Origin of the sequence: Kitasatospora sp. NPDC059817, assembly GCF_042731835.1 — a bacterium.
In the GTDB taxonomy this organism is placed as follows: Bacteria; Actinomycetota; Actinomycetes; order Streptomycetales; family Streptomycetaceae; genus Kitasatospora.
Genome location: NZ_JBHWIR010000139.1, coordinates 1 through 20,810, shown reverse-complemented (window position 1 = coordinate 20,810; position 20,810 = coordinate 1). Strand labels below are relative to the sequence as shown.

Here is a 20,810-nt window from a genome sequence, read left to right as displayed (position 1 = left end):
GTCTGACTCCACGGCCTGACCTCACGGGCCTGACTCCACGGGTCTCACTCCGTAGCTAGCGCGTCGGCGCGTAGCCGATCCGGAATGTGGCGGCCGCCACCCCGTACCGCGGGTGCCCCGCCGCCCCCACCCCCCCGGCCGCGGCCCGGCAGCGGGCCGGATCGAAGACCAGCGCCGACGTCCCGGCGAACCCGGCCAGCGCCACCGACTCCCCGACCGGGCCGTCCGGATGCGGCATCGCGACCCGGCAGCCCAGCAGGTTCGCGGCCAACCGCACCAGCACCGCCTCCGGCCGGTTCCCGGCCAGCACCGTCACCCCGTCCCCGCGCCCGAGCCCGGCACCCGCCAGCGCCCGCGCCGTCCGGTACACCCCGTCCAGACACTCCCGGGCGGTCAGCGCCTCCTCCCCCCAGCGGATCGCCACCCGCCCCGGATCCCGCTCCAGCCCCGCCAACACCAGCCCGGTGTACGTCGGCCCCGACTCCGCCATGCTGCGGCCTCCTGTCTGATGGGACGTCAGCTTAGGGCGGGTGCGGTGGCGCAGCGGTGCGGGGATCCCGGGGGCAGGGGCCGCTGCCGGGCGTCCCGCCGTGACCGGACCGGAGTGCCGTACCCGCGGCCGGGAGTTGTTAGGGTTCCCCGTCGGACAGGGACGGGGGACACGTGGGCACCAGCACGGGCACCAGCACCAGTACCAGTACGGGCACGGGCACGGCCGAGGCGCCGGGCGGGCAGGGGGCCGAGGAGCGCCCGCACGGCGTCCTCGACCTGCGGGGCGTCGCGGGGGCGGCGTTCACCGTGGGCTACCCGCCCGACGCCGTCGTGGTCGTGTCGGGCCTGCCGGGCGCGGGCAAGAGCACGCTGCTGCGGCGCTGGTCCGGGGCGGGGGCGGTGCCGACCGTCGACCCGCGCGCCGTGCACGAGGCCTGCGAGGCGGTCATGCCCGCGCGCCTGCCGTACGCGGTCTACCGGCCCTGGGCCCGGCTGGAGCACGTCCGGCTGCTGCGTTCCTCCGTGCGGCGCGGCGGTCCACTGCTGGTGCACGACTGCGGCAGCCGCGCCTGGATGCGCCGCTGGCTCGCCCGCGAGGCCGCCCGGCAGGGCCGGCAACTGCACCTGGTGCTGCTCGACGTCGGTGCCGCCACCGCGCTGGACGGCCAGCGCGCCCGGGGCCGCCACGCCTCCGCCCGGGTCTTCGCCCGCCACCGCCGGGGCCTGGACCAGCTGTTCGCCGCCTTCACCCGCCACACGCGTTCCGGCGCGCCGACCCCGGCCCCGGAAGCGGCGTCCGTCCTGCTCCTCGACACCGCCTCCCGCTCCCGCGCCACAGCCGTCAACTTCGGCCCGGCCCGGTGAGGCCCCCGGCGTCGCTCCTGCCGTGGTGGCGGCAGGAGCGCGGCGTGGCGCCGACGCCCACGTCGTCCGCGTCCACGAGCCCGCCCCCGACGAGGACCTGACCCTGCGCCGGGCGCGGTGAAATCCCCTCGCGCCCGGCCTCGCCCAGGCCCTACGCTCGGCGCGCGAAACGCCGATCGAGGGGGGACGGATGGGCCGGGCCGAGGCGGTACGGGCGGTCAACGGGCTGGGCGCACGATGGGTCGAGCAGGCACCAGCGGTCCACGGGACGGTGCTGATGCCGGCCGGGGTGTGGCCGCTGCTCGGGGTGCTGGCTCCGGCGGGGAGCCCCGCCGTCCGAGGGGAGTTGGAGGAGGCCCTCGGGATGCCGGCCGAGGCCGCCGCCGTGTGTGCGGGTGAACTCCTCGGCCTGTTGCGGGGGTTGCCGGGAGTCGGTGCGGCGCTCGGGCTCTGGTCGGCGGATCGGCTCCGGCTTCGGCCGGAGTGGTCGGCGGCACTGCCGGCGGACGTCCACGGGCGGCTGAGCGGGGACACGGCGGAGGACCGGCGGGCGCTCGACGCCTGGGCCGCGCGGTGCACGGACGGTCTGATCGACGCGATGCCGGTGAGCCTGGACCCGGACACCCGCCTGGTGCTGGCCGCCGCGCTCACCGTCCGGACCGACTGGATCCGCCCGTTCGAGGAGGGAGCAGGACCGGAACTCGAGGACGAGTGGGGTGGACCGGTCGCGTACCTGTCGCGGTGGACCTCCCTGCTGGACCGGGCCGCCGTCCTGGAGACGCCGACCGGACCGGTCACCGAGCTGCGTGTCCTCGGGCACGGCGACATCGACGTCCGGCTGCTGCTCGGCGAGCCGGACGCCCCGGCGGGCCGGGTGCTGGCCGCCGGAATAGGGGCGCTGTCCCACCGGCACCGCCGGATCACCGCGGACCGCCTGCCCACCGGATCCCCGGGGCCCGGACTCACCCTGGGCTGGCGACGCAGCCGCGAGCCGCAGCCGGAACTGTGTGTGCACGTCCCCCGGTTCACGGTCAAGGCCGAGCACAACCTGCTGGCGCGCCCCGAACTGTTCGGCCTGGCGTCGGCGAGCACCCCCTCGCGGGTCGAGCACCGACTGCCCGGGCTCTCGGACGGCGAGCCGCTGTTCGTCCAGAGCGCCGCCCAGACCGCCACCGCGACCTTCGGCCCGCGCGGCTTCCGGGCGGCCTCGGTGACCAGCATCTTGGCCGCCGGCGCAGGCGCTCCGCCACCGCCCCCGTACCGGATCCGACACGTCGAGGTCTGCTTCGCCCGGCCTTTCGGTTTCCTCGCCGTCCACCGCGTCACCGGGCTGGTCCTCGCCGCCGGCTGGGTGACCGAACCGGATCTCTGGGTGGACTGACCTCCCCGACGGATGGGGCCGGAGCGGTGGCCGGTCGGAGTGGTGGTCAGAGGAGGCCGAGGTGGGGGTCCACGGCGGCGAGTCGGCAGGTGGCGTCCCAGAGGTGGGCGGCGACGGTGCGGTCGGTCAGGTGGGGCTGGGCGGGTTCGAGGCGGGGGGCGCCGCGCAGGCCGAAGACCCGGGGCCCCCAGAGCTGGCCCCCCTGCGCCTGCGGGTCGAGGACGGCCCGGACGATCGGCCACGCGCCGTGGTCCTTGCCCTGGAGGAGGAGCCCGGCCGGCAGGCCGCGCAGTCCTTCGCCGACGGTCCGCGTGTGGACCGGCGGGCGGGGCGGGGTGAGCGAGTCGAGTGCGCCGCCGGGGTGCGCCAGCAGGCTGAGCACGGTGCTGCCGGCGGCGCGGAGGCGTCGGTCGAGTTCGAGGCCGAAGGTCATCTGCGCCAGTTTCGAGCGGCCGTAGGCGCGTTTGGGCCGGTAGTCCACGGCCGACTGGAGGTCGTCGAGGTCCAGTCGCTCCGAGCGGGCCGCGAAGCTGCCGACCGTCACGATGCGGCCCGCCGGTGCGGCCGCGAGCAGGGGGGCCAGCCAGCGGGTGAGCGCGACGTGCCCGAGGTGGTTGGTCGCGAACATCAGCTCGTGCCCGGCGCCGGTCTCCCGGCGCGGCGGATCGTCCAGCGCGACCCCGGCGTTGTGGACGACCGCGTCGAGGTGGTCGAGGGCGAGCCCGTCCACGGCGGCCCGCAGGGAGGGCAGGTCGGCGAGGTCCAGCGGGAGGTGGTGCACCACGGCGCCGGGGACGCGGGAGCGGATCGACGCCATGGCGGCCCCGGCCCGACCGGCGTCCCGGCTGCCGAGCACGACCACGGCGCCCGCCCCGGCGAGCTGCTCGGCGACGAAGTAGCCGATACCGGCGTTGCCCCCGGTGACCAGGACGCTCCTGCCGGCGGCGGACGGCGGCCGGTGAACGTCCCACGGCCGGTTGCGGGTTGTGGACGACATGCTGATGGCCTCCTGGCGTATTCGGGGCTGCCGGGCCACCCGCGATTCGAGACCGCGGCCGGGCCGACAGGCCCACGATCACAGGCCTGACCGGCAGATCGCTGACAGATCGCCGTCACCGCCGTCGGGCCTCAAGATCGTCGAACCGCCGGGTTTCGGACCCGCGGCGGTCGGGGCCCTGCGAGACTGGGCGCAGCAGAGTTCGTCACGGAGAGAGGTCAGCATCCGCATGTCCAGCAGTGCCGCCGTCGACAACCCGTGGTTCCGCCGCTTCAGTCCGTCCGACTCCGCCCCCGCCCGGATCGTGATCTTCCCCCACGCGGGCGGCTCCGCCAGTTACTACATGGAGTACGCCAACGCGCTCGCGCCCTACGCCGACGTGCTCACCGTCCAGTACCCGGGCCGTCAGAACCGCTTCGCCGAACCGGCGATCGACTCGGTGCTGGAGCTCGCCGAGCAGCTCTACCGGGAGCTGCGCGAGTGGACGGACCGGCCGCTGACCTTCTTCGGGCACAGCATGGGCGCGGCCGTCGCCTTCGAGACCGCCCGCTGCTTCGCCCGCGACGGCCTCCCGGGGCCCGAGCGGCTGTTCGTCTCGGCGGGCCGCGCGCCCTCGCTGCCCCGGGAGACCGCCGTCTACCGGCTGCCGGACGACGGGCTGCTCGACACGATCGTGCGCCTCGGCGGGACGGACGAGCGGATCCTCACCATCCCGGCGCTGCGCGAGCTGATCCTGCCGGCGCTGCGGGCCGACTACACCGCCATCGAGACGTACCGCTGCGCGCCGGAGGCGACCGTGCCGCAGCCGATCACCGCGCTGGTGGGGGAGACCGACCAGAACGCCACCGTCGACCAGGCCGCCCAGTGGGACCGGCACACCACCGGCGGTTTCGACCTGCGGGTCTTCCCCGGCGGGCACTTCTACGTGGCGGACCAGACCGCGGCCGTGGTCGAGGTGCTCACCGCGCACCTGCGCGGCTGAGCCGGCCGCGCCGGGGCGTGGCCGGTGCCGGTGAGGCCCCGGTGACGTGCCCCGGCGGCTCGGCTACTGTGCCTGCGTGACGGGCCGTCAGCCGAGCCGCCGGCGGCACCGTCAGCCGAGACCACCCACCCTGGAGGCCGCCATGCGCCGGATCGCCGTCGTCGGAGCGGGCCAGGCCGGCCTGCAGCTCGCGCTGGGGCTGGTGGCGGCCGGCTACCGGGTGACGCTGGTCGCCGAGCGCACCCCCGAGCAGGTGTGCGGCGGGCGGGTGCTGTCCACCCAGGCGATGTTCGGACCGGCGCTGCGGACCGAGGCGGCGGCCGGGCTGGACCTGTGGGCGGGCGAGGCGCCGGCGGTCCGCGCCGTCCGGTCGGTGCTCGCCGTGCCGCCCGGGGTGCGGGCGCTGGAGTTCACCATGACGCTCGACGAGCCCGCCCAGTCGGTGGACCAGCGGCTGAAACTGGCGCGCTGGCTGGAACTGCTGGAGGAGCGCGGCGGCCGGGTCGAGTACCGCTCGCTGGACCGGGACGGCCTGCGCGAGCTCGCCCGCCGGCACGAGCTGACGGTGGTCGCGGCCGGGCGCGGCGAACTGGCCGGGATCTTCGAACGCGACGCCGCCCGCTCGCCGTTCGACCGGCCGAAGCGGGCGCTCTCCTGCCTGTACGTCCACGGGGTGGGCTCGCCGGATCCGGCCACCGAGCCGCGGGCGCGGATGCACGCGCTGCCCGGTCTGGGCGAGCTGTACCTGCAACCGGCCCTGACCCTCTCCGGCCCGTGCGCGATCCTGCTGTGGGAGGCGCTGCCCGGCGGGCCGCTGGACGCGTTCCGCGACGCCCCGGCGCCCGACGCCCAACTCGCCCGGATGCGCGCCCTGTTGCGCGAGTACCTGCCGTGGGAGGCGGAGCTGTGGGCGGACGCCGAGCCGACGGATGCCGGGGCCGGACTGTCCGGCGCCGTCACCCCGGTGGTGCGGCGGCCGGTGGCGGAGCTGGGCACCGGCGTCGACGCCGTCCACGTGCTCGGCCTCGGCGACGCGGTGGTGGTGAACGACCCGATCGCCGGCCAGGGCGCCAACAGCGCCGCGCGGGCGGCACAGGCGTACCTGCGGGCGATCGTCGAGCACGGCGAGGCCCCCTACACCGCGGACTGGATGTGCCGCACCGCAGAGCGCTTCTGGCGGCAACACGCCCGGCACGCGGTCGAGTTCACCGCCGCGATGCTCACCGTGCCGGACCACGTGCAGGGCGTGTTCGCGGCTGCCGCCGAGCACGAGACGGTCGCCCGCCGGCTCGCCAACACCTACGCGGAGCCGAGCGACCACGCCGCCTGGCTGGCCACCCCCGACCTGACCGCCGCCTACCTCGCCTCGGTCCGCGATTAGGGTCCGGCCCGGGTTGCTTCCGGGTGCCCCGCGGGACGAGGCTGGAGGGGGGAACGTCAACGGGGGCGGGAGGCGTCGTTCGTGGACGGTCGCGGACCCGCGGGGCGTGCCGGCAGCGGCCACCGGACCGTGCCGCACACGGCGGACCTGCGGGTGGAGGCCTGGGCGCCGACGGCCGAGGGCTGCATCGGCGAGCTGGTGCACGCCGTCGTGGGCGGTTTCGCGGACCTCTCCGGCGCGCGGATCGTCGGCGAGCGCGGCTGCACCGTCCTCGCGGTGAGCGACGCGGACCTGCTCGCGGGCGTCCTGGAGGAGGTCGTCTACCGGATGGACGCCGACGGCGAACTCCCCGCCGGGCTGGCGCTCGGCCCGATCCGCGGTCTGGACGGCGCCCGGACGGTCGAGGTCCGCTTCCGGATGGCGGACGCCGCCACCGCGGCCCTGGTCGGCGCCGTGCCGAAGGCCGTCTCGCTGCACGACCTGGACCTGCGCGCCGGCCCGGACGGCTGGACCTGCCGGGTGACGGTGGACGTCTGAGCGGGTCGGGGCGACACCGGGCGGAACGGGCACGGAACGGGGTGAGCGAAGTGGAGATCGCACTGGTCGAGGCGGGCCGCTGCCGCTGGCGGATCGAACCGCGCCCGCCGATGCGCGTGCCGGGCGTGGTCTTCGCCAGCCGCGCGCTGCTGCCGCAGGCCGCCGGGGACAAGGCACTGGAGCAGGTGGCCAACGTGGCGACCCTGCCCGGCATCGTCCGCGCCTCCTTCGCGATGCCCGACGTGCACTGGGGCTACGGCTTCCCGATCGGCGGGGTGGCCGCGACCGACGTCGACCAGGGCGGGGTGATCTCGCCCGGCGGGGTCGGCTTCGACATCTCCTGCGGGGTCCGGCTGCTGGGCGCGGGCGTCGACCGCGACGAACTCGACCCCGAGCGGGTCACCCGCCTGATGGACCTGCTCGACCGCACCGTGCCGCGCGGCCTCGGCCGGGGCGGCCTGTGGCGGCTGTCCGGACCGGAGGAACTGGACGACCTGCTGCTCGGCGGCGCCCGCTACGCCGTCGAGCACGGCCACGGGGTGCCGCGCGACCTGGAGCGCTGCGAGGACGGCGGCGTCCTGGCCGGCGCGGCCCCGGGCGAGGTCAGCACCCGGGCCGTCGAGCGCGGCCTGCAGCAGGTCGGCAGCCTCGGCTCGGCCAACCACTTCCTGGAGGTCCAGGCCGTCGACCGGGTGGACGACCCGGAGACGGCGGCGGCGTTCGGACTGCGGCCCGGCCAGGTGTGCGTCATGATCCACTGCGGCTCGCGCGGCCTCGGCCACCAGATCTGCACCGACCACGTCCACGCCATGGACCGCGACCTGCAGCGCCACCGGATCGAGCTCCCCGACCGCCAGCTCGCCTGTACCCCGGTCGACTCGCCGCGCGGCCGCGCCTACCTGGGCGCCATGGTCGCCGCGGCGAACTACGGGCGGGCCAACCGGCAGCTGCTCTCCGAGGCGGCCCGCCGCGCCTTCGCCACCGCCCTCGGGGTCGGCCTGGAGCTGGTGTACGACGTGTCGCACAACCTCGCCAAGCTGGAGACCCACGACGTGGACGGCGTGCCGCGGCGGCTGTGCGTCCACCGCAAGGGCGCCACCAGGGCGCTACCGCCCGGCGACCCCGGCCTGCCCGCCGACCTCCTGCGGGCCGGACAGCCGGTGCTGGTGCCGGGGACGATGGGCACCGCCTCGTACGTCATGGTCGGGCTGCCCGGCAACGAGGCCTTCGGCTCCGCCTGCCACGGGGCCGGGCGGGTGTGGAGCCGCCACCAGGCGCTGCGGACGGTGCGCGGCGAGCAGTTGCGCGGCGAACTGGAGGCGCGCGGCATCGCGGTGCGGCCGGCCTCCTGGAGGGCGCTGGCGGAGGAGACTCCCCAGGCGTACAAGGACGTCGACGCGGTGGCCGCGGCCACCGAGGCCGCCGGGCTGGCCCGGCCGGTCGCCCGCCTGGTGCCGCTGGGCGTGGTCAAGGGCTGACCCGGGCACACCGGACCCGGGCCCACCGGACGTGGGCGATGCCGGCGGACGGGGCCGGGACCGGAACCGGGACGGCGACCGGCCGGTGATCGAACTGCGGTCGCTCACCGAGCGCTACAGCCAGTCGGTGCCCCCGGCTGGGCCGACGGCCGTCGACCGGCACCCGGACGGGCTGTTCGCCCGTTTCTGACCGACCGACCGGTTGGCGATCCGGCTTTCGGGCAGCATGATTGACGAGGTGTCAGGCATGGGCGAAAGGGCAGGATCCACTGTACGAACGGGCCGCTCCGCTTGCCCGTTCGGGCGGAGGCCTGGTCCTGGCGGGCCCTATGACGTCCGCCGGGCTTCCGGGCGGGTGTCACTCACGTCACTCTCTGTCCCATCAAGGCCGGGTTGGTGTTAGAAACGACTACTGAACCCGCCGGTAAGGTCGCACTTCATTGACAGGTGCATGGTGTGAACGAGAAGTGAGGGAGAGGTGCGGCTTCAGCGCTTGATATCGCTCAACTGCCCACTGACGTTCAGCAGTTCGTGGCACTGGGTGGCCTGCTTCCCCGAGGCGGGTGTGCCCGGCTGCTGGCAGACCACGCTCGCCGTCACGGTCTGGTCCTCGGGGACCTCGATGGGAGTCACCCAGTGATAGTCCTGGTTACGGAAGGTCTCCAAGGCGATGGTCGTGATCGTCTGCTCGCCGAACTTGATGGTCAACAGCCCCTGGTCGCCCTGGAAGTTGGCGGCGACGATGTCGGTGATGCGGAAGACCTTGCCGTGGTCCACCCGGTAGGCGCCCACCGCGGAGCCGCCGGTGTTGGTGGCCACGTCGACCGTCGTGGAGAACTGCTGCTCCGTCCCCGGGACCGAGCGGCCGGAGCCGCCGCCCGAACCACCGCCGGAGCCGCCGCCCGCAGCGCCGCCCTGCTGCCCCTGACCGCTCGGCGTCGCCCCGGGGACCGGGGCCGGCGGGGCCGCGACGGGGGCCGGGGTGAACGAGGCGGCCTTCTGCTCGACGGCCTTGTCGGCGGCCTGCTTCGCGGAACTGCGCACCGCCGGCCGGACCAGCGTGAGCCAGGCCAGCACCAGCGCGATCAGCGCCGCGATGAGCGCGAGCAGCCACTTGGGCAGCAGCGCGTGCTGGACGAACTCGCCCTCCAGCACGTGCTGCCGCTCGGCCGGCTGCGGGCCGTCCGGCTTGGCGGCCTCGCCCTCCTGGCCGACGGTGACCTCGAAGGGCCAGGTGGCCGGCTTGCCGAACCAGATCAACTTGCGCGCGCGCACCCGCAGCCGGGTCTCGGCGGACTCGCCCGGTGCGAGTCGCAGCCGCTCCGGGGCGAACCCGAAGCGCACGTCCTCGCCGGGCTGCGCCGGGGCGAACGTCACGACGGCCGCCGTGTTCCCGAGGTTGCGCACCGACGTCCGGTAGCGGGCGCGGAGCCAGCCCCGGCGGCGCCGGGGAGCGAGCGCGGCGCGCAGCTCCCGGAACGGCGTCACGGTGACAGTCGTCTCCGGCACGGTCACCAGTTCGGGGCGCTCGGCGGGCAACACCCGGATGCCGAGCGGGAACTCACCCGCCCGCACCTCGTGCGAGCGGGCCGGGGCGAGCCGAATCGTCACCGTCTCGGACGTCCCCGGGAAGAGCGAGAGACGGGCCGGCTCGACCGTCGTCCACGAAGCGCAGGCCCCGACCACCTCCAGCGAGTACGCCTCAACGATATCGGTGTCGTTGCGTACCGTCAGGGTCGTCGTGGCCACGTCTCCGGGCGACACCGTCAGCGCGGGAAGGCCGAGTTCGGCGGATGCGGTCATGCCGTGACGGTAGGACCGGAGGACACCCCCAGGAGAGAGCCCCGCGGGCAAGCCGCGGGCACACCCCTTGCCCGCGGGAACAACCGGGCCCTGCCCGGGGCCGATGCCCCGCCCCCAGCCAACGCTCCCCACCCCGCCCCCCCGGCAACACCCGCGGCCGGCCCCATGACATGGCGCCCGGCCGTCCTCACCATGCGTCCGGTGACGCAGACGAAGCAGAACGGAACAGTTGGATGACGATGATCGAGACCACCACCCATGAGGCCGTCGGGGCGACCAGGTCCGTCCAGGCCCGACCGCGTGGATCGGCCGAACCCGCCACGGTGCGCGTGAACGTGAAGCCCGGCCGGGTCCAGGTGGCGGTGTACGCGGAGGACATCATCCTGCACACCGGCGTCGTCCAGCAGCTGAGGCAGCGGCCGGAGGTGGAACTGCTCGCCGAAGGCGACGTCGCGCGCGCCCAGGTCTCCCTGATGGTGGTCGACGGGCTGAACGACGCCGTGACCGACCGGCTGCGCCGGCTGCGCCTCAACACGCAGAGCCGGACCGGGCTGGTCGTGGGCCACTTCGAGGCCGGCGGCCTGCAGACCATCATCGAGTGCGGCGTCGGCGCCGTGCTGCGCCGCTCGGACGCCGACCAGGACCGGCTCGTCCACCTCATCACCGCCCTGGCCAACGGCGAGGGAGTCATGCCGGGGGACCTCCTCGGCAAGCTGCTCGACCGGGTCGGCAGCCTCCAGCGCACCATGCTCGACCCGCGCGGCCTGACCCTGTCGACCCTGACCGCGCGCGAGGCGGAGATGCTCCGGCTGGTCGCCGACGGCCTCGACACCAGTGAGATAGCGGCCGAGACCTCGTACTCCGAACGCACGGTCAAGAACGTGCTGCACGAGATCACCACGCGGCTGGGACTGCGCAACCGCGCCCACGCCGTCGGGTACGCGATGCGCCACGGCCTCATCTGAGGACGCAGCCGGAGCGTCGGCGCCGGATTGCCCTCAGGGGCACCGGTCGCTACCCCCGGCTCGGGTGCCAGGGGCCTGTCGCCCGCGCGCCCGGGCCGGGGAGACTGCCGGACGTACCGCCTTCTCGGTCTGTGAGGTTGAGCGTGATCGGCGCCACCGGCACTCCCCGCCCCCTGCGGCGCTCGGCGCGAGCCGCCGTCGCGATGTTGCTGTCCCTGGCCGTGGCCGTGGTGACGCTGGGCACCGCCAACTCCGACGGCGACGGAGGAGGCGCCGCCCCGGTGGCCGCCGGGGCCACGGCGGAGAGCGGACGGATCGTCTACGCCGGCACCGGCCACCGCAGCCTGGCGCGGCTGACCGGGCCGACGTCGAGCGCGTCGCTGTTCGGGCCCGGCCCCGTCCACTTCGACACCGAACCCTCCGCGCGCGGGGACCAGTTGGTGTTCACCAGCCTGCGGGACGGCCCGCTGCCCCAGGTCTACCTGCGCGAGGCGTCGGGCGCGGTGCGCCGGCTCACCACCGGCATGGACACCGCGGAGCCGACGCTCACCCCGGACGGCAGGACCGTCGTGTTCGACGCGGTGGAGCCCGGCGGACGCAACGGGCAGACCCAGCGGGACCTCTGGGTGGTCAACACCGACGGCACCGGCCTGCGCAGGCTGACCGACACCGCGGACTCCGAGGCGCACCCGACGGTCTCGCCCGACGGCAAGTGGGTCGCCTACACCTGCGACGTGGACCCGGTACACACCCAGGTCTACGTCATGCCGCTGGCCGGCGGCGCGGCGCGGCGGATCACCGCGGTGACCGCCGGCAACGCCGTCGAACCGGCGTGGAACCCGGTGGACGCCCCCGACCTGCGCGACCAGATCGTCTACACCTGGGACCAGGCCGGCCAGACCGGGCCGCAGCTGCGGGTCATCTCGCCCGAGGGCACCAACGACCGGGCGTTCTTCCCCGGCATCGGCGGCGACTGGCGGACCAGGTCCGCCGGCTGGCTGCCCGACGGCAGCGGCGTGCTCTTCCTCAGCCCCAACCGGCTCAACGCCGACCCGACGCCGTACGAGAACGTGTACCGCGCCCTGACCTGCTTCTGCGGCGGAGCCGAACTGGTGGCGAGCGAGGACCGCGCCGTCCGCACACCGGTCTGGCTCGGCCCCCAGAAGGGCGGCGGGCCCGTCGTGGACCGCAACAGCGCCGACACCCCCGACGTGGCCGACCTGTCGGACATCCGCCCCGACGGAGCGGACCCGCGCGACCTGGGCGTCAGCGTGCTCCGGGAGGACCCGGCCGCCGACACCAACACCGACCCCGCGGCCGACCCCCTGTTCAACCCCCGCCCCGGCTACGACCCGTGGTTCGAACGGCAGACCTACACGCCGGACGGCCGGCGGATCGTGCTGACCCGCTTCGAGGACTCGCCCGCCGGCCGGATCGAACGGATCTGGCAGACCGGCGCCGACGGCTCCGACCCGAAGCCGATGAACCTCGCCGGGCGCGGGCCGAAGGACTGGGACACCGACCCTGAGCTCTCGCCCGACGGCCGCCTGATGGCCTTCACCAGGACCTCGCCCGGCGGCGTCGGGACGGCCTCCGGCCCCGGACGGGTGCTGATCGCGGACGTGTCGACCGGCGCGATCGTCGGCACCGTCGAACCGACCAACAACCAGCCGGCCGCCTCCCTGGCCCAGCCCTCGTGGTCCCCCGACGGCAAACTGATCGCCTACACCAGGACCGAGGTCATCAACGGCAACGGCGGCAACAAGCACGTGTGGACCGTGCCCGCCAACGCCCTCGACCGGCCCACCGACCTCAGCCGCAGGGCCTGCCCGGGCGCCTGCGACGTCATCGACGACAGCCCCGCGTTCTCGCCCGACGGCCGGCGCGTCGCCTTCAACCGCAAGACCGGCGACGGCGGGCTCAACCAGCAGAACGGAGTCCTCGTCAGCTCGGCGACCGGCGACGGCTGCACGGTGATCCTGCCCGCCGGACTGAGCCAGGACCGGAACGCCTGCCGCCGCCCGCTGCCGGACACCTCCGCCACCGGCCCGTTCCAGCCCCGCGACGTCGCCTGGACGGCGGACGGCGGACAGCTGGTGCTGACCTCCCGCCGGGCCCTGCCGGCGAACTCGCCGGAGGCGCTGCAGAGCTACGACTTCGCGACCGGTCGGCTCACCTCCGTCAACTCCAGGCTGCCGGGGCGGCAGAAGGAGCCGAGCGTCCAGCAGTCCGTCGACCTGTCGCTGAGCGCGCCGGCCGCCACCATCCCGATGCAGATCGGGGACTCCACCACGGTGGCCATCACCGTCACCAACCACGGCCCGGCGCCCTCGCCCGGCACCGCGCTCACCGCGTCCGTGCCGACGGGCGCCCGGCTCACCGGGCTCAAGGCCACGGCCGGCACCTGCGCCGCCGACGCCCTCCGGTGCGAACTCGGCACCCTGGCCCCGGGCGCGGTCGTCCAGGTGGCCGCCACCGTCGTCGGCACCGTGGCCGGCGACCAGCGGTTCGGCTGGTGGGTCACCGGGGCGGTGGTCGACCCGAAGCCCGAGGACAACATCGCGCAGACGGTCGTACCCGTCCAGGCCGCGTCGCCGTCCCCGAGCCCGTCCCCGACCCCGACCCAGACCCCGACTGCCTCGCCGACCCAGACCCCGACCCAGACCCCGACACCGCCCGTCTCCTCACCGCCGGCCCCGCCACCGCCGCCCGCCCCCGCCCCCGCCCCTGCCCCGGCCCCCGCGCCGCAGCCGGCGCCGCCCGCGCCGAAGGCCGGACCGGCCGTGACGGTCGGCGCCCAGCCGAACCCCGGATACGTCGGCGGCCGGGTCACCGTCACCTACACCGTGCGCAACGACGGCCAGGCCCTCGCCACCGGACTGCGCGTCTCGCTCGGCCTGCCCGCCGGCGTCCCCACCGGGCCGATGCCCCCCGGCTGCACCGGCGGCGTCTGCGACGTGGCCGACCTGCCCCCGGGCGGCAGCGCCGTCGTCCAGGTGGTGCTCGCACCCGAGGCGACCCTGGACACCACCATCACCTCCGTCCTGACCACCACCGGCACGGACGCCACCCCGGGCGACCACGTCGCGCGGACCCCGCTGCGCATCCTCCAGCCCCGCATCGTCGCGGTGCCGCCGATCGGCAAGCCCGGCTTCGTGACCTCCGTCCGCGGCCTGGACTTCCCGCCCGGCACCCCGGTGACCCTCACCTGGACGCCCGGCATCACCGCCGCCGCGGCACCCACCATCCCCAAGGCCGACGGCACCTTCGCGGGCCAGCTGCTCATCCTCGCCAAGGACGAGACCGGCCCCCGGACCATCACCGCGAGCGGCCCCGGCTTCTCCCCGGTGACCACCCCCTTCCTCGTGGTGGTCGGCAGCGTCGGCCCGCCGGGGGAGGTGCAGCGGCGGTGATCCACGAAGTCGACGAGGCGCTGCGCCTCCTGCTCGTCGAGAGCGGCCTCCAGGAACGCGGGATCGAGCTGGTCTTCGACTCGCCCACCCGGGACTGGGCCGCCCGGCGCAACGCCCCCACCGTCAGCGTCTTCCTCTACGGCATCCGCGAGGACGTGTCCCGCCGCCAGGCCGGCTCCGCCGAGCAGCACGACGCCGACGGCGTGGTCGTGGCCTGGCGCAGCGCGCCCCGCTGGTTCGAACTGGCCTACCTGGTCACGGCGTGGACCAACCGGGCCCAGGACGAGCACCGGCTGCTGTCGGAGGTGCTCCGCTGCCTGACGGCCACCGACGCGCTGCCCGCCCGCCTGCTCACCGGCACGCTCGCCGAACTCGGGCTCACCGTCGGGCTGGAGACTGCCGGGCGCGGCGAGGGCATGCCGTCGGTGTCCGACGTGTGGTCGGCCCTCGGCGGCGAGCTGAAACCCTCGATCGACCTCAGGGTGCTCGCCCCGCTGTCCGGCCAGCGTGCCCCGGCGGGGCCCCCGGTCACCGACGGGCTCGTGCTGCGCGCCGTCGACAAGAGCGGCAAGGACGGCGAGGGCGGCGAGAGGGACGAGGACGCCCCGGAGGCCACAGCCGACTCGGTCGACCCGGCCGACCCGGGCCGCCGGCTGCGCTACGAGGGCGGCACGGACCCCGGCGCGGACGGCTTCGCCGCGCCCCGGGAACGCCGGCTGCCGCCCGGCCGCAGACGGCGCGGCGGTGCGCCGCGATGACCCTCGACCTGGAACCGGCGGCCACCAGCGGGCCCGCCGCCGACCTGGACGACCTGTGGGAGCGGCTGAGCCGCCTCGAACAGCGGATCCGGGCCGCCGTCCGCGAGCGCAGGGCCGACGACCCGGACCCGGACGACCCGTACCGGGGCCAGTACCTCACCCCGGAGGCGGCGGAACGGATCCTCGCGGCGCCCGCCGCGACGGGCCGGGCCGGCACCGACCTCGGGGAACCGCCGCCGCCACCGCCCGGATCGAGGACCGAACGGCTCGTCGACGGCTTCGGACTGCTCCCGCTGGACCTCGAACTCCTGCTGGTGGCACTCGCCCCCGACCTCGACACCCGCTTCGAACGGCTCTACGGGTACCTCAACGACGACCTGACCCTGCGCCGGCCGACCATCGGGCTCGCGCTCGAACTGTGCGGGCTGTCCGGGGCGGGCGCCGGCCGGTTCCGCTTCACCGCCCAGGCCCCGCTGATCGCCGGCGGCCTGCTGGAGATCACCGAACCGGAGCGCCCGCTGCTCTCCCGGGGCCTGCGCCTGCCCGACCGGGTGACGGCCCATCTGCTCGGCTCGGACGAACCCGACGGCGCGCTGCGCGGGCTGGTCCACGTCGGCCGGGCCGGCGCCGGTACCCCGCCGCAGGCCGCGCGCCGGCTGCGCGCCACCGTGGCCAACGGCGGCGGACTGGTGCACCTGCTGGACCGGGGCGGCAACGCCGGGCGGCTCGCGGTCGACGCCCTCGCGGGCCTCGGCCGCCGGGCCCTGGTCGTCGACGTCACCGCGCTCGCCGCCCGCCCCCCGGAGGCCGTGGTCCGGGCGCTCGCCCGGGAGGCGCGGCTGAGCGGCAGCGGTGTGGTGCTGGGCCCGCTGGAGCGGCTCGAACCCGAACGCCCGGAGCGGGCCGGGCTGTTGCGCGAGCTGTGCGCGGAACTCGCCGAGGTGCCACTGCTCGTGCACGGGGCGCGCCCGTGGGACCCGACGTGGGCGCAGGAGAGCCCGGTGGTGCTCGTGGCCCCGCCGCTGGACCCGGCGCAGCGCGCCGAACGCTGGGCGCACGCGCTGGGCGGGGCTTCGGGTGTGCCTGCGGGTGAGCCTTCGGGTGAACCGGAAGGGCTGTACGAGGGTGTGCTCGGCCCCGAGCTGGCCGAGGCCGTCGCCCCGTACCAGCTGGACGAGGACCAGGTGGCCAGGGCCGCCGGGGTCGCCACCAGGACGGCCGCCGCCGAACACCGCCCGGTGACCGCCGACGACCTGCGGGCCGCCGTGCGGGCGCAGAACGGGGCGGGGCTCGCCCGCCTCGCCCGCCGGATCGAGCCCGCCGTCGGGTGGGACGACCTGGTGCTGCCCGAGCCCACCGCGCGCCAGCTGCACGAGCTCGCGCTGCGCGCCAGGCACCGCGACCAGGTGCTCGGCCAGTGGCGGATGCGGCCGGGCGGAGGGCGCGGGCGCGGGGTGATCGCACTGTTCGCGGGGGAGTCCGGCACCGGGAAGACCATGTCGGCCGAGGTGGTCGCCGCCGAACTCGGCATGGAGCTGTACGTCGTGGACCTGTCCACCGTCGTGGACAAGTACATCGGCGAGACGGAGAAGAACCTGGAGCGGATCTTCACCGAGGCCTCGCACGTGAACGCCGTCCTGCTGTTCGACGAGGCCGACGCGATCTTCGGCAAGCGGTCGCAGGTCAAGGACGCCCACGACCGCCACGCCAACGTGGAGTCGGCGTACCTGTTGCAGCGGATGGAGTCCTTCGACGGGATCGCCGTGCTGACGACCAACCTGCGCGCCAACCTCGACGAGGCGTTCACCCGGCGGCTGGACGTCATCGCGGAGTTCCCGGTGCCGGACGAGGAACAGCGGCACGCCCTGTGGGAGCGCTGCCTGGGCCCGCGGATCCCCCGCGGCGACGACCTCGACCTGGCGTTCTGCGCACGGCACTTCGAGCTCGCCGGCGGCTCCATCCGGGCCTGCGCGGTGACCGCGGCCTACCTGGCCGCCGAGACGGGCCGCCCGCTGGGCATGGCGGAGCTGGTGTTCGCGGTCGAGCGGGAGTACCGCAAGCTCGGCCGGCTGGTCCTGGAGAGCGAGTTCGGGCCGTGGTCGCGTGCCTCCGGGGGCACCGGGCGGGCCTGAGCGCGCGGGCGGGAGGCCACCGGCCGACTGACGACCGGTGAGGCCCTGCCGGGGTGCCCGCCGGGGCAGCGGCTCTGCCCCTGGTCCGGGACCTGCGGACATGTCGCGGGCGGCGGCCCGGCAGCAGACTCGGTGGCGAATGATCGGCCACCCCGAAGGAGCGAGCATGCCGTCGTACCTCACCCCGGGCGTGTACGTGGAGGAGGTCCAGTCCGGTGCCCGGCCGATCGAGGGTGTCGGCACTGCCGTCGCCGCCCTCGTCGGCTTCGCCCAGACCGGCCCCTTCCACGAGCCCACCCTGGTGACCAACTGGGACCAGTACGTCCAGCAGTTCGGCGGCTTCTCCGAAGGCACCTACCTGCCCCACGCCGTCTACGGCTTCTTCGCCAACGGCGGCGGCGCCGTCTACGTCGTGCGGATCGGCGAGCCCGGCGGCGAGGCGGCCGGCGGCTGGCCGCCGGTCGCCCGATCGGCGCCCGCGCCCACCGCCCACGCCGGCTTCCTGTTCACGGCCCTGCCCGGTGCGGGCGCCGACCTGACCGTCGAGATCGCCGACGTCGAGGGCGAGAACGTCCCCGACGACCGGTTCCGGCTGGTGGTCCGCAAGGGCACCGAGGTCGCCGAGACGTACGACGTCTCGACCCGCAAGAACACCAAGGGCTACGTCGTCACCCAGCTGCGCGAGTCCAAGCTCGTCGCGGTCAGCGAGCAGCCGGGCACCGCGCCGAGCCGCCCGGAGCGCCAGACGCTCGCCCTCGCCGCCGCCCCCGCGCCCGGGCCGGTCGCCCCCGCCGCCACGACCCGGCTCAGCCCCGCCGAGTACATCGGCGACGCCTCGGCCCGCACCGGGTTCTCCGGCCTGGAGGCGATCGACGAGATCACCATGGTCGCGGTGCCCGACCTGATGAGCGCCTACCAGCGCGGCGACATCGACGCCGAGGGCGTGCGGACCGTCCAGCTCGCGGTGATGTCGCACTGCGAGCAGATGGGCGACCGGATCGCCGTCCTGGACTCCCCGCCCGGGCTGAGCGCCCAGCAGATGCGCAACTGGCGCAACAACGAGGCGGGCTTCGACTCCCGCTACGCGGCCCTGTACTACCCGTGGATCAAGGTGTTCGACCCGGCGACCGGCCGCAACACGATGGTCCCCCCGAGCGGGCACGCCGCCGGCGTGTGGGCGCGCAGCGACGCCGAGCGCGGCGTGCACAAGGCGCCGGCCAACGAGGTCATCCGCGGCGCGGTGGACCTGGAGATCCGCCTCAGCAAGGGCGAGCAGGACCTGCTGAACCCGATCGGCGTCAACTGCGTGCGGGCCTTCCCCGGGCGCGGCATCCGGATCTGGGGCGCCCGGACCCTCTCCTCGGACCCGGCGTGGCGCTACCTCAACGTGCGGCGGCTCTTCAACTACCTGGAGGAGTCCATCCTCCTGGGAACCCAGTGGGTGGTGTTCGAGCCCAACGACGACCGGCTGTGGTCGAGCATCCGCCGCAACATCACGGCGTTCCTGACCGAGGAGTGGCGGCGCGGCGCGCTGTTCGGCGCGACGGCCGCGGAGGCCTTCTACGTCAAGTGCGACCGTGAGAACAACCCGCAGGAGTCCATCGACCTCGGGCAGGTGGTGTGCGAGATCGGGGTCGCTCCGGTGAAGCCCGCCGAGTTCGTGGTGTTCCGGCTGTCCCAGTTCTCGGACAGCACGAGCCTCGTCAACGAGTGACCAGCAGGCCAGCACAGACCGGAAGGTGACAGGAAGTCATGGCTGAAGGCGATCCGCTCTCCACACACATATTCGGCGTCCAACTCGGCGGCTACAACGTCGAGTCGGTCAAGGAGATCAGCAACCTGACCGTCGACCAGGACGTCGTCGAGTACAAGCAGGTGACCCAGCAGGGCAAGCTGATCGTCCGCAAACAGCCCGGCGCGCGGCTGCCGGGCGAGGTGACGATCACCCGCGGGCTCGACAAGAGCGGGGCGTTCACCAAGTGGATCAACGAGACCCTCAACAACGGCGCGATCAACACCGCGCGCCAGAACCTCACCATCGAGGTCAAGGACACCACCGGCGCCACGCTCCGGCGGATCCAGCTGATGAACGCCTGGGCCAGCCGGTGGGAGGGCCCCACCCTCACCGCCGGTGAGTCCAGCGCCGCGACCGAGACGGTGACCATCGTGTTCGAGGAGATCACCGTCGAATGAGACGACGGATCAGCCTCGACGAACTCCTGGAGCAGGCTCCGGCAGCCGCCCGCGGCGCCCGCCGCCGCCCCCCCCCCCCCCCCCGCCGGGGCCCCGCCCCCCCCGGCGGCCGCGCCGCAGCGGGGGCGGGGCCCCCAGGGGCACGGACTGCACACGGAGTTCGAGTTCGAGCTCCCGCGCGGATACCTGGACGACGAGGGCACCCTGCACCGGCACGGCGCCATGCGCCTGGCCACCGCGCGGGACGAACTCATGCCCCAGATCGACCTGCGGGTCAAGGAGAACCCGGCGTACCTGAGCGTCGTGCTGCTCAGCCACGTGATCACCCGGCTCGGCACCGTCACCGACGTGCACGCCGGCGTCGTCGAGCAGATGTACGCCACCGACGTCGCGTTCCTCCAGGACTTCTACCAGCGGATCAACAGCGAGGGCCACACCCGCGCCGCGGTGACCTGCCCGCACTGCGACGGGGCCTTCGAAGTCGACCTCGCTGGTGGGCGCCTGGGGGAATGGTGACGTACGCGACCACCCGGCTGTACGAGGAGGTCGCGTACATCGCCTACCACTTCCACTGGCAGCGGGAGGACATCCTCGACCTGTCCCACCAGGAACGCCGCGCGTGGGTGCGGGAGATCGCGCGGATCAACACCCGCGTCAACGAAGGCGGGTGAGCGCGGGATGGGGATTCGGGACCGGCTCGGACGGCGGAAGGCCGGCGGCCCGGGCGAGGCGGGCGTTTCGGGTGCCCCGGGTACCTCGGGTGTCTCAGGTGTTACGGGCGGCACGGGTGACGCGGCTCCCGCGCCCCGGGCCGACGTGCCCGCCCCGGACGGTGGTTGGCGCGCGGTCGCGCCCCTGACCCCGACCCTCGCGGGGGCGGCGGGCGGGGTCAGCGACGGCCTGCGGTTCCGGTCCCGGCTCGCCTCCTGGCAGAACCCCTCGCTGACCGGCGCACTCGGACACGCGGTCCTGCCGTCCGCCCCGGCGGGCATCCTGCGGGCGGTGGCACGGCCCCTCGGCCCGGCGGTCTACGCAGGGGCGGACGGGCCCGTGCTGCCGTACGCCGCACCGGCGGTGGCGCCGTCGGTGGCTTCGGATCCGGCCTCGGATTCGGTCCTGGCTTCGGCTTCGGCGGGGGACGGGCCGGGTGCGACGGGCGGGCTCGGTCGGGTGCGGCAGGTGCAGAGGTCCGGCGCCGCGGTGCGACGGCTGCCCGCACGGGCGGTGGCCGCCGAGGGCGGCGCCGCGCCGGCTGCCCCCGCGCCCGCCGCCGCCCCCACCCCTGCTCACGGTTCCGAGGTGCCGCTTGCCGGGCAGGCCGGGCCTGACCGGCCGGTCCCGTCGCCCCGCCGACGGAACCCGCGGACAGCTGCACCCCGCCCCCGGTCGCGTCCCAACACCCCGGGTGCCCTGGTCCCCCCCCCGCCCGGGCAC

At 75.1% G+C, this 20,810-nt stretch carries 16 protein-coding genes and 1 pseudogene; 14 read left to right on the top strand and 3 right to left on the bottom strand.

Annotated elements, in window-relative coordinates:
* Nucleotides 1-55: 55 nt before the first annotated feature.
* Nucleotides 56-490: an AMP-binding protein gene (locus ACFV61_RS25720; protein WP_380494102.1), complete on the bottom strand. Its 435-nt coding sequence runs from the start codon at nucleotides 488-490 to the stop codon at nucleotides 56-58.
* Nucleotides 491-663: 173 nt separating this feature from the next.
* Here ACFV61_RS25720 and ACFV61_RS25715 point away from each other — a divergent pair, with 173 nt between their 5' ends.
* Nucleotides 664-1,356 carry an AAA family ATPase gene (locus tag ACFV61_RS25715; RefSeq protein WP_380494100.1) on the top strand — a complete coding sequence of 231 codons (693 nt, stop codon included), beginning with the start codon at nucleotides 664-666 and terminating at the stop codon, nucleotides 1,354-1,356.
* A 190-nt stretch (nucleotides 1,357-1,546) separates the two neighbouring features.
* Complete coding sequence (locus tag ACFV61_RS25710) at nucleotides 1,547-2,737, top strand: proteinase inhibitor I4 serpin (RefSeq protein WP_380494098.1); 1,191 nt, start codon at nucleotides 1,547-1,549, stop codon at nucleotides 2,735-2,737.
* A 46-nt stretch (nucleotides 2,738-2,783) separates the two neighbouring features.
* Here ACFV61_RS25710 and ACFV61_RS25705 read toward each other — a convergent pair whose 3' ends face one another.
* Nucleotides 2,784-3,734 (bottom strand): SDR family NAD(P)-dependent oxidoreductase, encoded by a 951-nt coding sequence (locus tag ACFV61_RS25705; protein ID WP_380494096.1) that lies wholly within the window; start codon nucleotides 3,732-3,734, stop codon nucleotides 2,784-2,786.
* Nucleotides 3,735-3,963: 229 nt separating this feature from the next.
* On the opposite strand from ACFV61_RS25705, the gene ACFV61_RS25700 reads away from it, so the two are divergent.
* The 4 genes from ACFV61_RS25700 to ACFV61_RS25685 all read left to right on the top strand — a co-directional run bounded on the left by ACFV61_RS25700 (nucleotide 3,964) and on the right by ACFV61_RS25685 (nucleotide 8,112).
* A complete protein-coding gene (locus ACFV61_RS25700; RefSeq protein ID WP_350881847.1) occupies nucleotides 3,964-4,716 on the top strand; it encodes an alpha/beta fold hydrolase in 753 nt (250 codons plus the stop codon).
* A gap of 76 nt (nucleotides 4,717-4,792) precedes the next feature.
* Nucleotides 4,793-6,097 (top strand): styrene monooxygenase/indole monooxygenase family protein, encoded by a 1,305-nt coding sequence (locus tag ACFV61_RS25695; protein ID WP_380494094.1) that lies wholly within the window; start codon nucleotides 4,793-4,795, stop codon nucleotides 6,095-6,097.
* 81 nt (nucleotides 6,098-6,178) lie between these two features.
* Nucleotides 6,179-6,634 (top strand): archease, encoded by a 456-nt coding sequence (locus ACFV61_RS25690; RefSeq protein ID WP_380494092.1) that lies wholly within the window; start codon nucleotides 6,179-6,181, stop codon nucleotides 6,632-6,634.
* 50 nt (nucleotides 6,635-6,684) lie between these two features.
* Entirely contained in the window at nucleotides 6,685-8,112 is a 1,428-nt protein-coding gene (locus ACFV61_RS25685; RefSeq protein ID WP_380494091.1) for an RtcB family protein, read from the top strand.
* Nucleotides 8,113-8,598: 486 nt separating this feature from the next.
* Here the strand turns inward: ACFV61_RS25685 and ACFV61_RS25680 are convergent, their stop codons facing one another.
* Nucleotides 8,599-9,915 carry a hydrolytic protein gene (locus ACFV61_RS25680; RefSeq protein ID WP_380483813.1) on the bottom strand — a complete coding sequence of 439 codons (1,317 nt, stop codon included), beginning with the start codon at nucleotides 9,913-9,915 and terminating at the stop codon, nucleotides 8,599-8,601.
* 239 nt (nucleotides 9,916-10,154) lie between these two features.
* On the opposite strand from ACFV61_RS25680, the gene ACFV61_RS25675 reads away from it, so the two are divergent.
* From ACFV61_RS25675 to ACFV61_RS25640, 8 genes and pseudogenes are all read left to right on the top strand, one after another.
* Nucleotides 10,155-10,880 carry a LuxR C-terminal-related transcriptional regulator gene (locus ACFV61_RS25675; protein ID WP_380371178.1) on the top strand — a complete coding sequence of 242 codons (726 nt, stop codon included), beginning with the start codon at nucleotides 10,155-10,157 and terminating at the stop codon, nucleotides 10,878-10,880.
* Nucleotides 10,881-11,083: 203 nt separating this feature from the next.
* Nucleotides 11,084-14,293 carry a hypothetical protein gene (locus tag ACFV61_RS25670; protein WP_380494104.1) on the top strand — a complete coding sequence of 1,070 codons (3,210 nt, stop codon included), beginning with the start codon at nucleotides 11,084-11,086 and terminating at the stop codon, nucleotides 14,291-14,293.
* Nucleotides 14,290-15,051, top strand: a complete 762-nt coding sequence (locus tag ACFV61_RS25665) for a DUF4255 domain-containing protein (RefSeq protein ID WP_380494089.1) — start codon at nucleotides 14,290-14,292, stop codon at nucleotides 15,049-15,051. Before ACFV61_RS25670 ends, ACFV61_RS25665 begins: the two co-directional genes overlap by 4 nt.
* Nucleotides 15,048-17,183 (top strand): AAA family ATPase, encoded by a 2,136-nt coding sequence (locus ACFV61_RS25660; protein ID WP_380494087.1) that lies wholly within the window; start codon nucleotides 15,048-15,050, stop codon nucleotides 17,181-17,183. The genes ACFV61_RS25665 and ACFV61_RS25660 overlap by 4 nt, the downstream gene beginning before the upstream one ends.
* 166 nt (nucleotides 17,184-17,349) lie before the next feature.
* Nucleotides 17,350-18,897 carry a phage tail sheath family protein gene (locus ACFV61_RS25655; protein ID WP_380494085.1) on the top strand — a complete coding sequence of 516 codons (1,548 nt, stop codon included), beginning with the start codon at nucleotides 17,350-17,352 and terminating at the stop codon, nucleotides 18,895-18,897.
* A gap of 38 nt (nucleotides 18,898-18,935) precedes the next feature.
* Entirely contained in the window at nucleotides 18,936-19,376 is a 441-nt protein-coding gene (locus ACFV61_RS25650; protein WP_063346012.1) for a phage tail protein, read from the top strand.
* Nucleotides 19,377-19,436: 60 nt separating this feature from the next.
* Nucleotides 19,437-19,892: pseudogene (locus ACFV61_RS25645) on the top strand (hypothetical protein); the annotation flags it as partial.
* Nucleotides 19,889-20,047 carry a DUF6760 family protein gene (locus ACFV61_RS25640; protein ID WP_347878560.1) on the top strand — a complete coding sequence of 53 codons (159 nt, stop codon included), beginning with the start codon at nucleotides 19,889-19,891 and terminating at the stop codon, nucleotides 20,045-20,047. The pseudogene ACFV61_RS25645 and the gene ACFV61_RS25640, both read left to right, overlap by 4 nt.
* Nucleotides 20,048-20,810 lie beyond the last annotated feature (763 nt).

Bases quoted from the DNA above. Each gene is read 5' to 3' on its own strand.
- ACFV61_RS25650 (WP_063346012.1), top strand. From the start codon at position 18,936: ATGGCTGAAGGCGATCCGCTCTCCACACACATATTCGGCGTCCAACTC.
- ACFV61_RS25720 (WP_380494102.1), bottom strand. From the start codon at position 490: ATGGCGGAGTCGGGGCCGACGTACACCGGGCTGGTGTTGGCGGGGCTG.
- ACFV61_RS25700 (WP_350881847.1), top strand. From the start codon at position 3,964: ATGTCCAGCAGTGCCGCCGTCGACAACCCGTGGTTCCGCCGCTTCAGT.
- ACFV61_RS25710 (WP_380494098.1), top strand. From the start codon at position 1,547: ATGGGCCGGGCCGAGGCGGTACGGGCGGTCAACGGGCTGGGCGCACGA.
- ACFV61_RS25660 (WP_380494087.1), top strand. From the start codon at position 15,048: ATGACCCTCGACCTGGAACCGGCGGCCACCAGCGGGCCCGCCGCCGAC.
- ACFV61_RS25680 (WP_380483813.1), bottom strand. From the start codon at position 9,915: ATGACCGCATCCGCCGAACTCGGCCTTCCCGCGCTGACGGTGTCGCCC.
- ACFV61_RS25655 (WP_380494085.1), top strand. From the start codon at position 17,350: ATGCCGTCGTACCTCACCCCGGGCGTGTACGTGGAGGAGGTCCAGTCC.
- ACFV61_RS25675 (WP_380371178.1), top strand. From the start codon at position 10,155: ATGATCGAGACCACCACCCATGAGGCCGTCGGGGCGACCAGGTCCGTC.
- ACFV61_RS25670 (WP_380494104.1), top strand. From the start codon at position 11,084: ATGTTGCTGTCCCTGGCCGTGGCCGTGGTGACGCTGGGCACCGCCAAC.
- ACFV61_RS25705 (WP_380494096.1), bottom strand. From the start codon at position 3,734: ATGTCGTCCACAACCCGCAACCGGCCGTGGGACGTTCACCGGCCGCCG.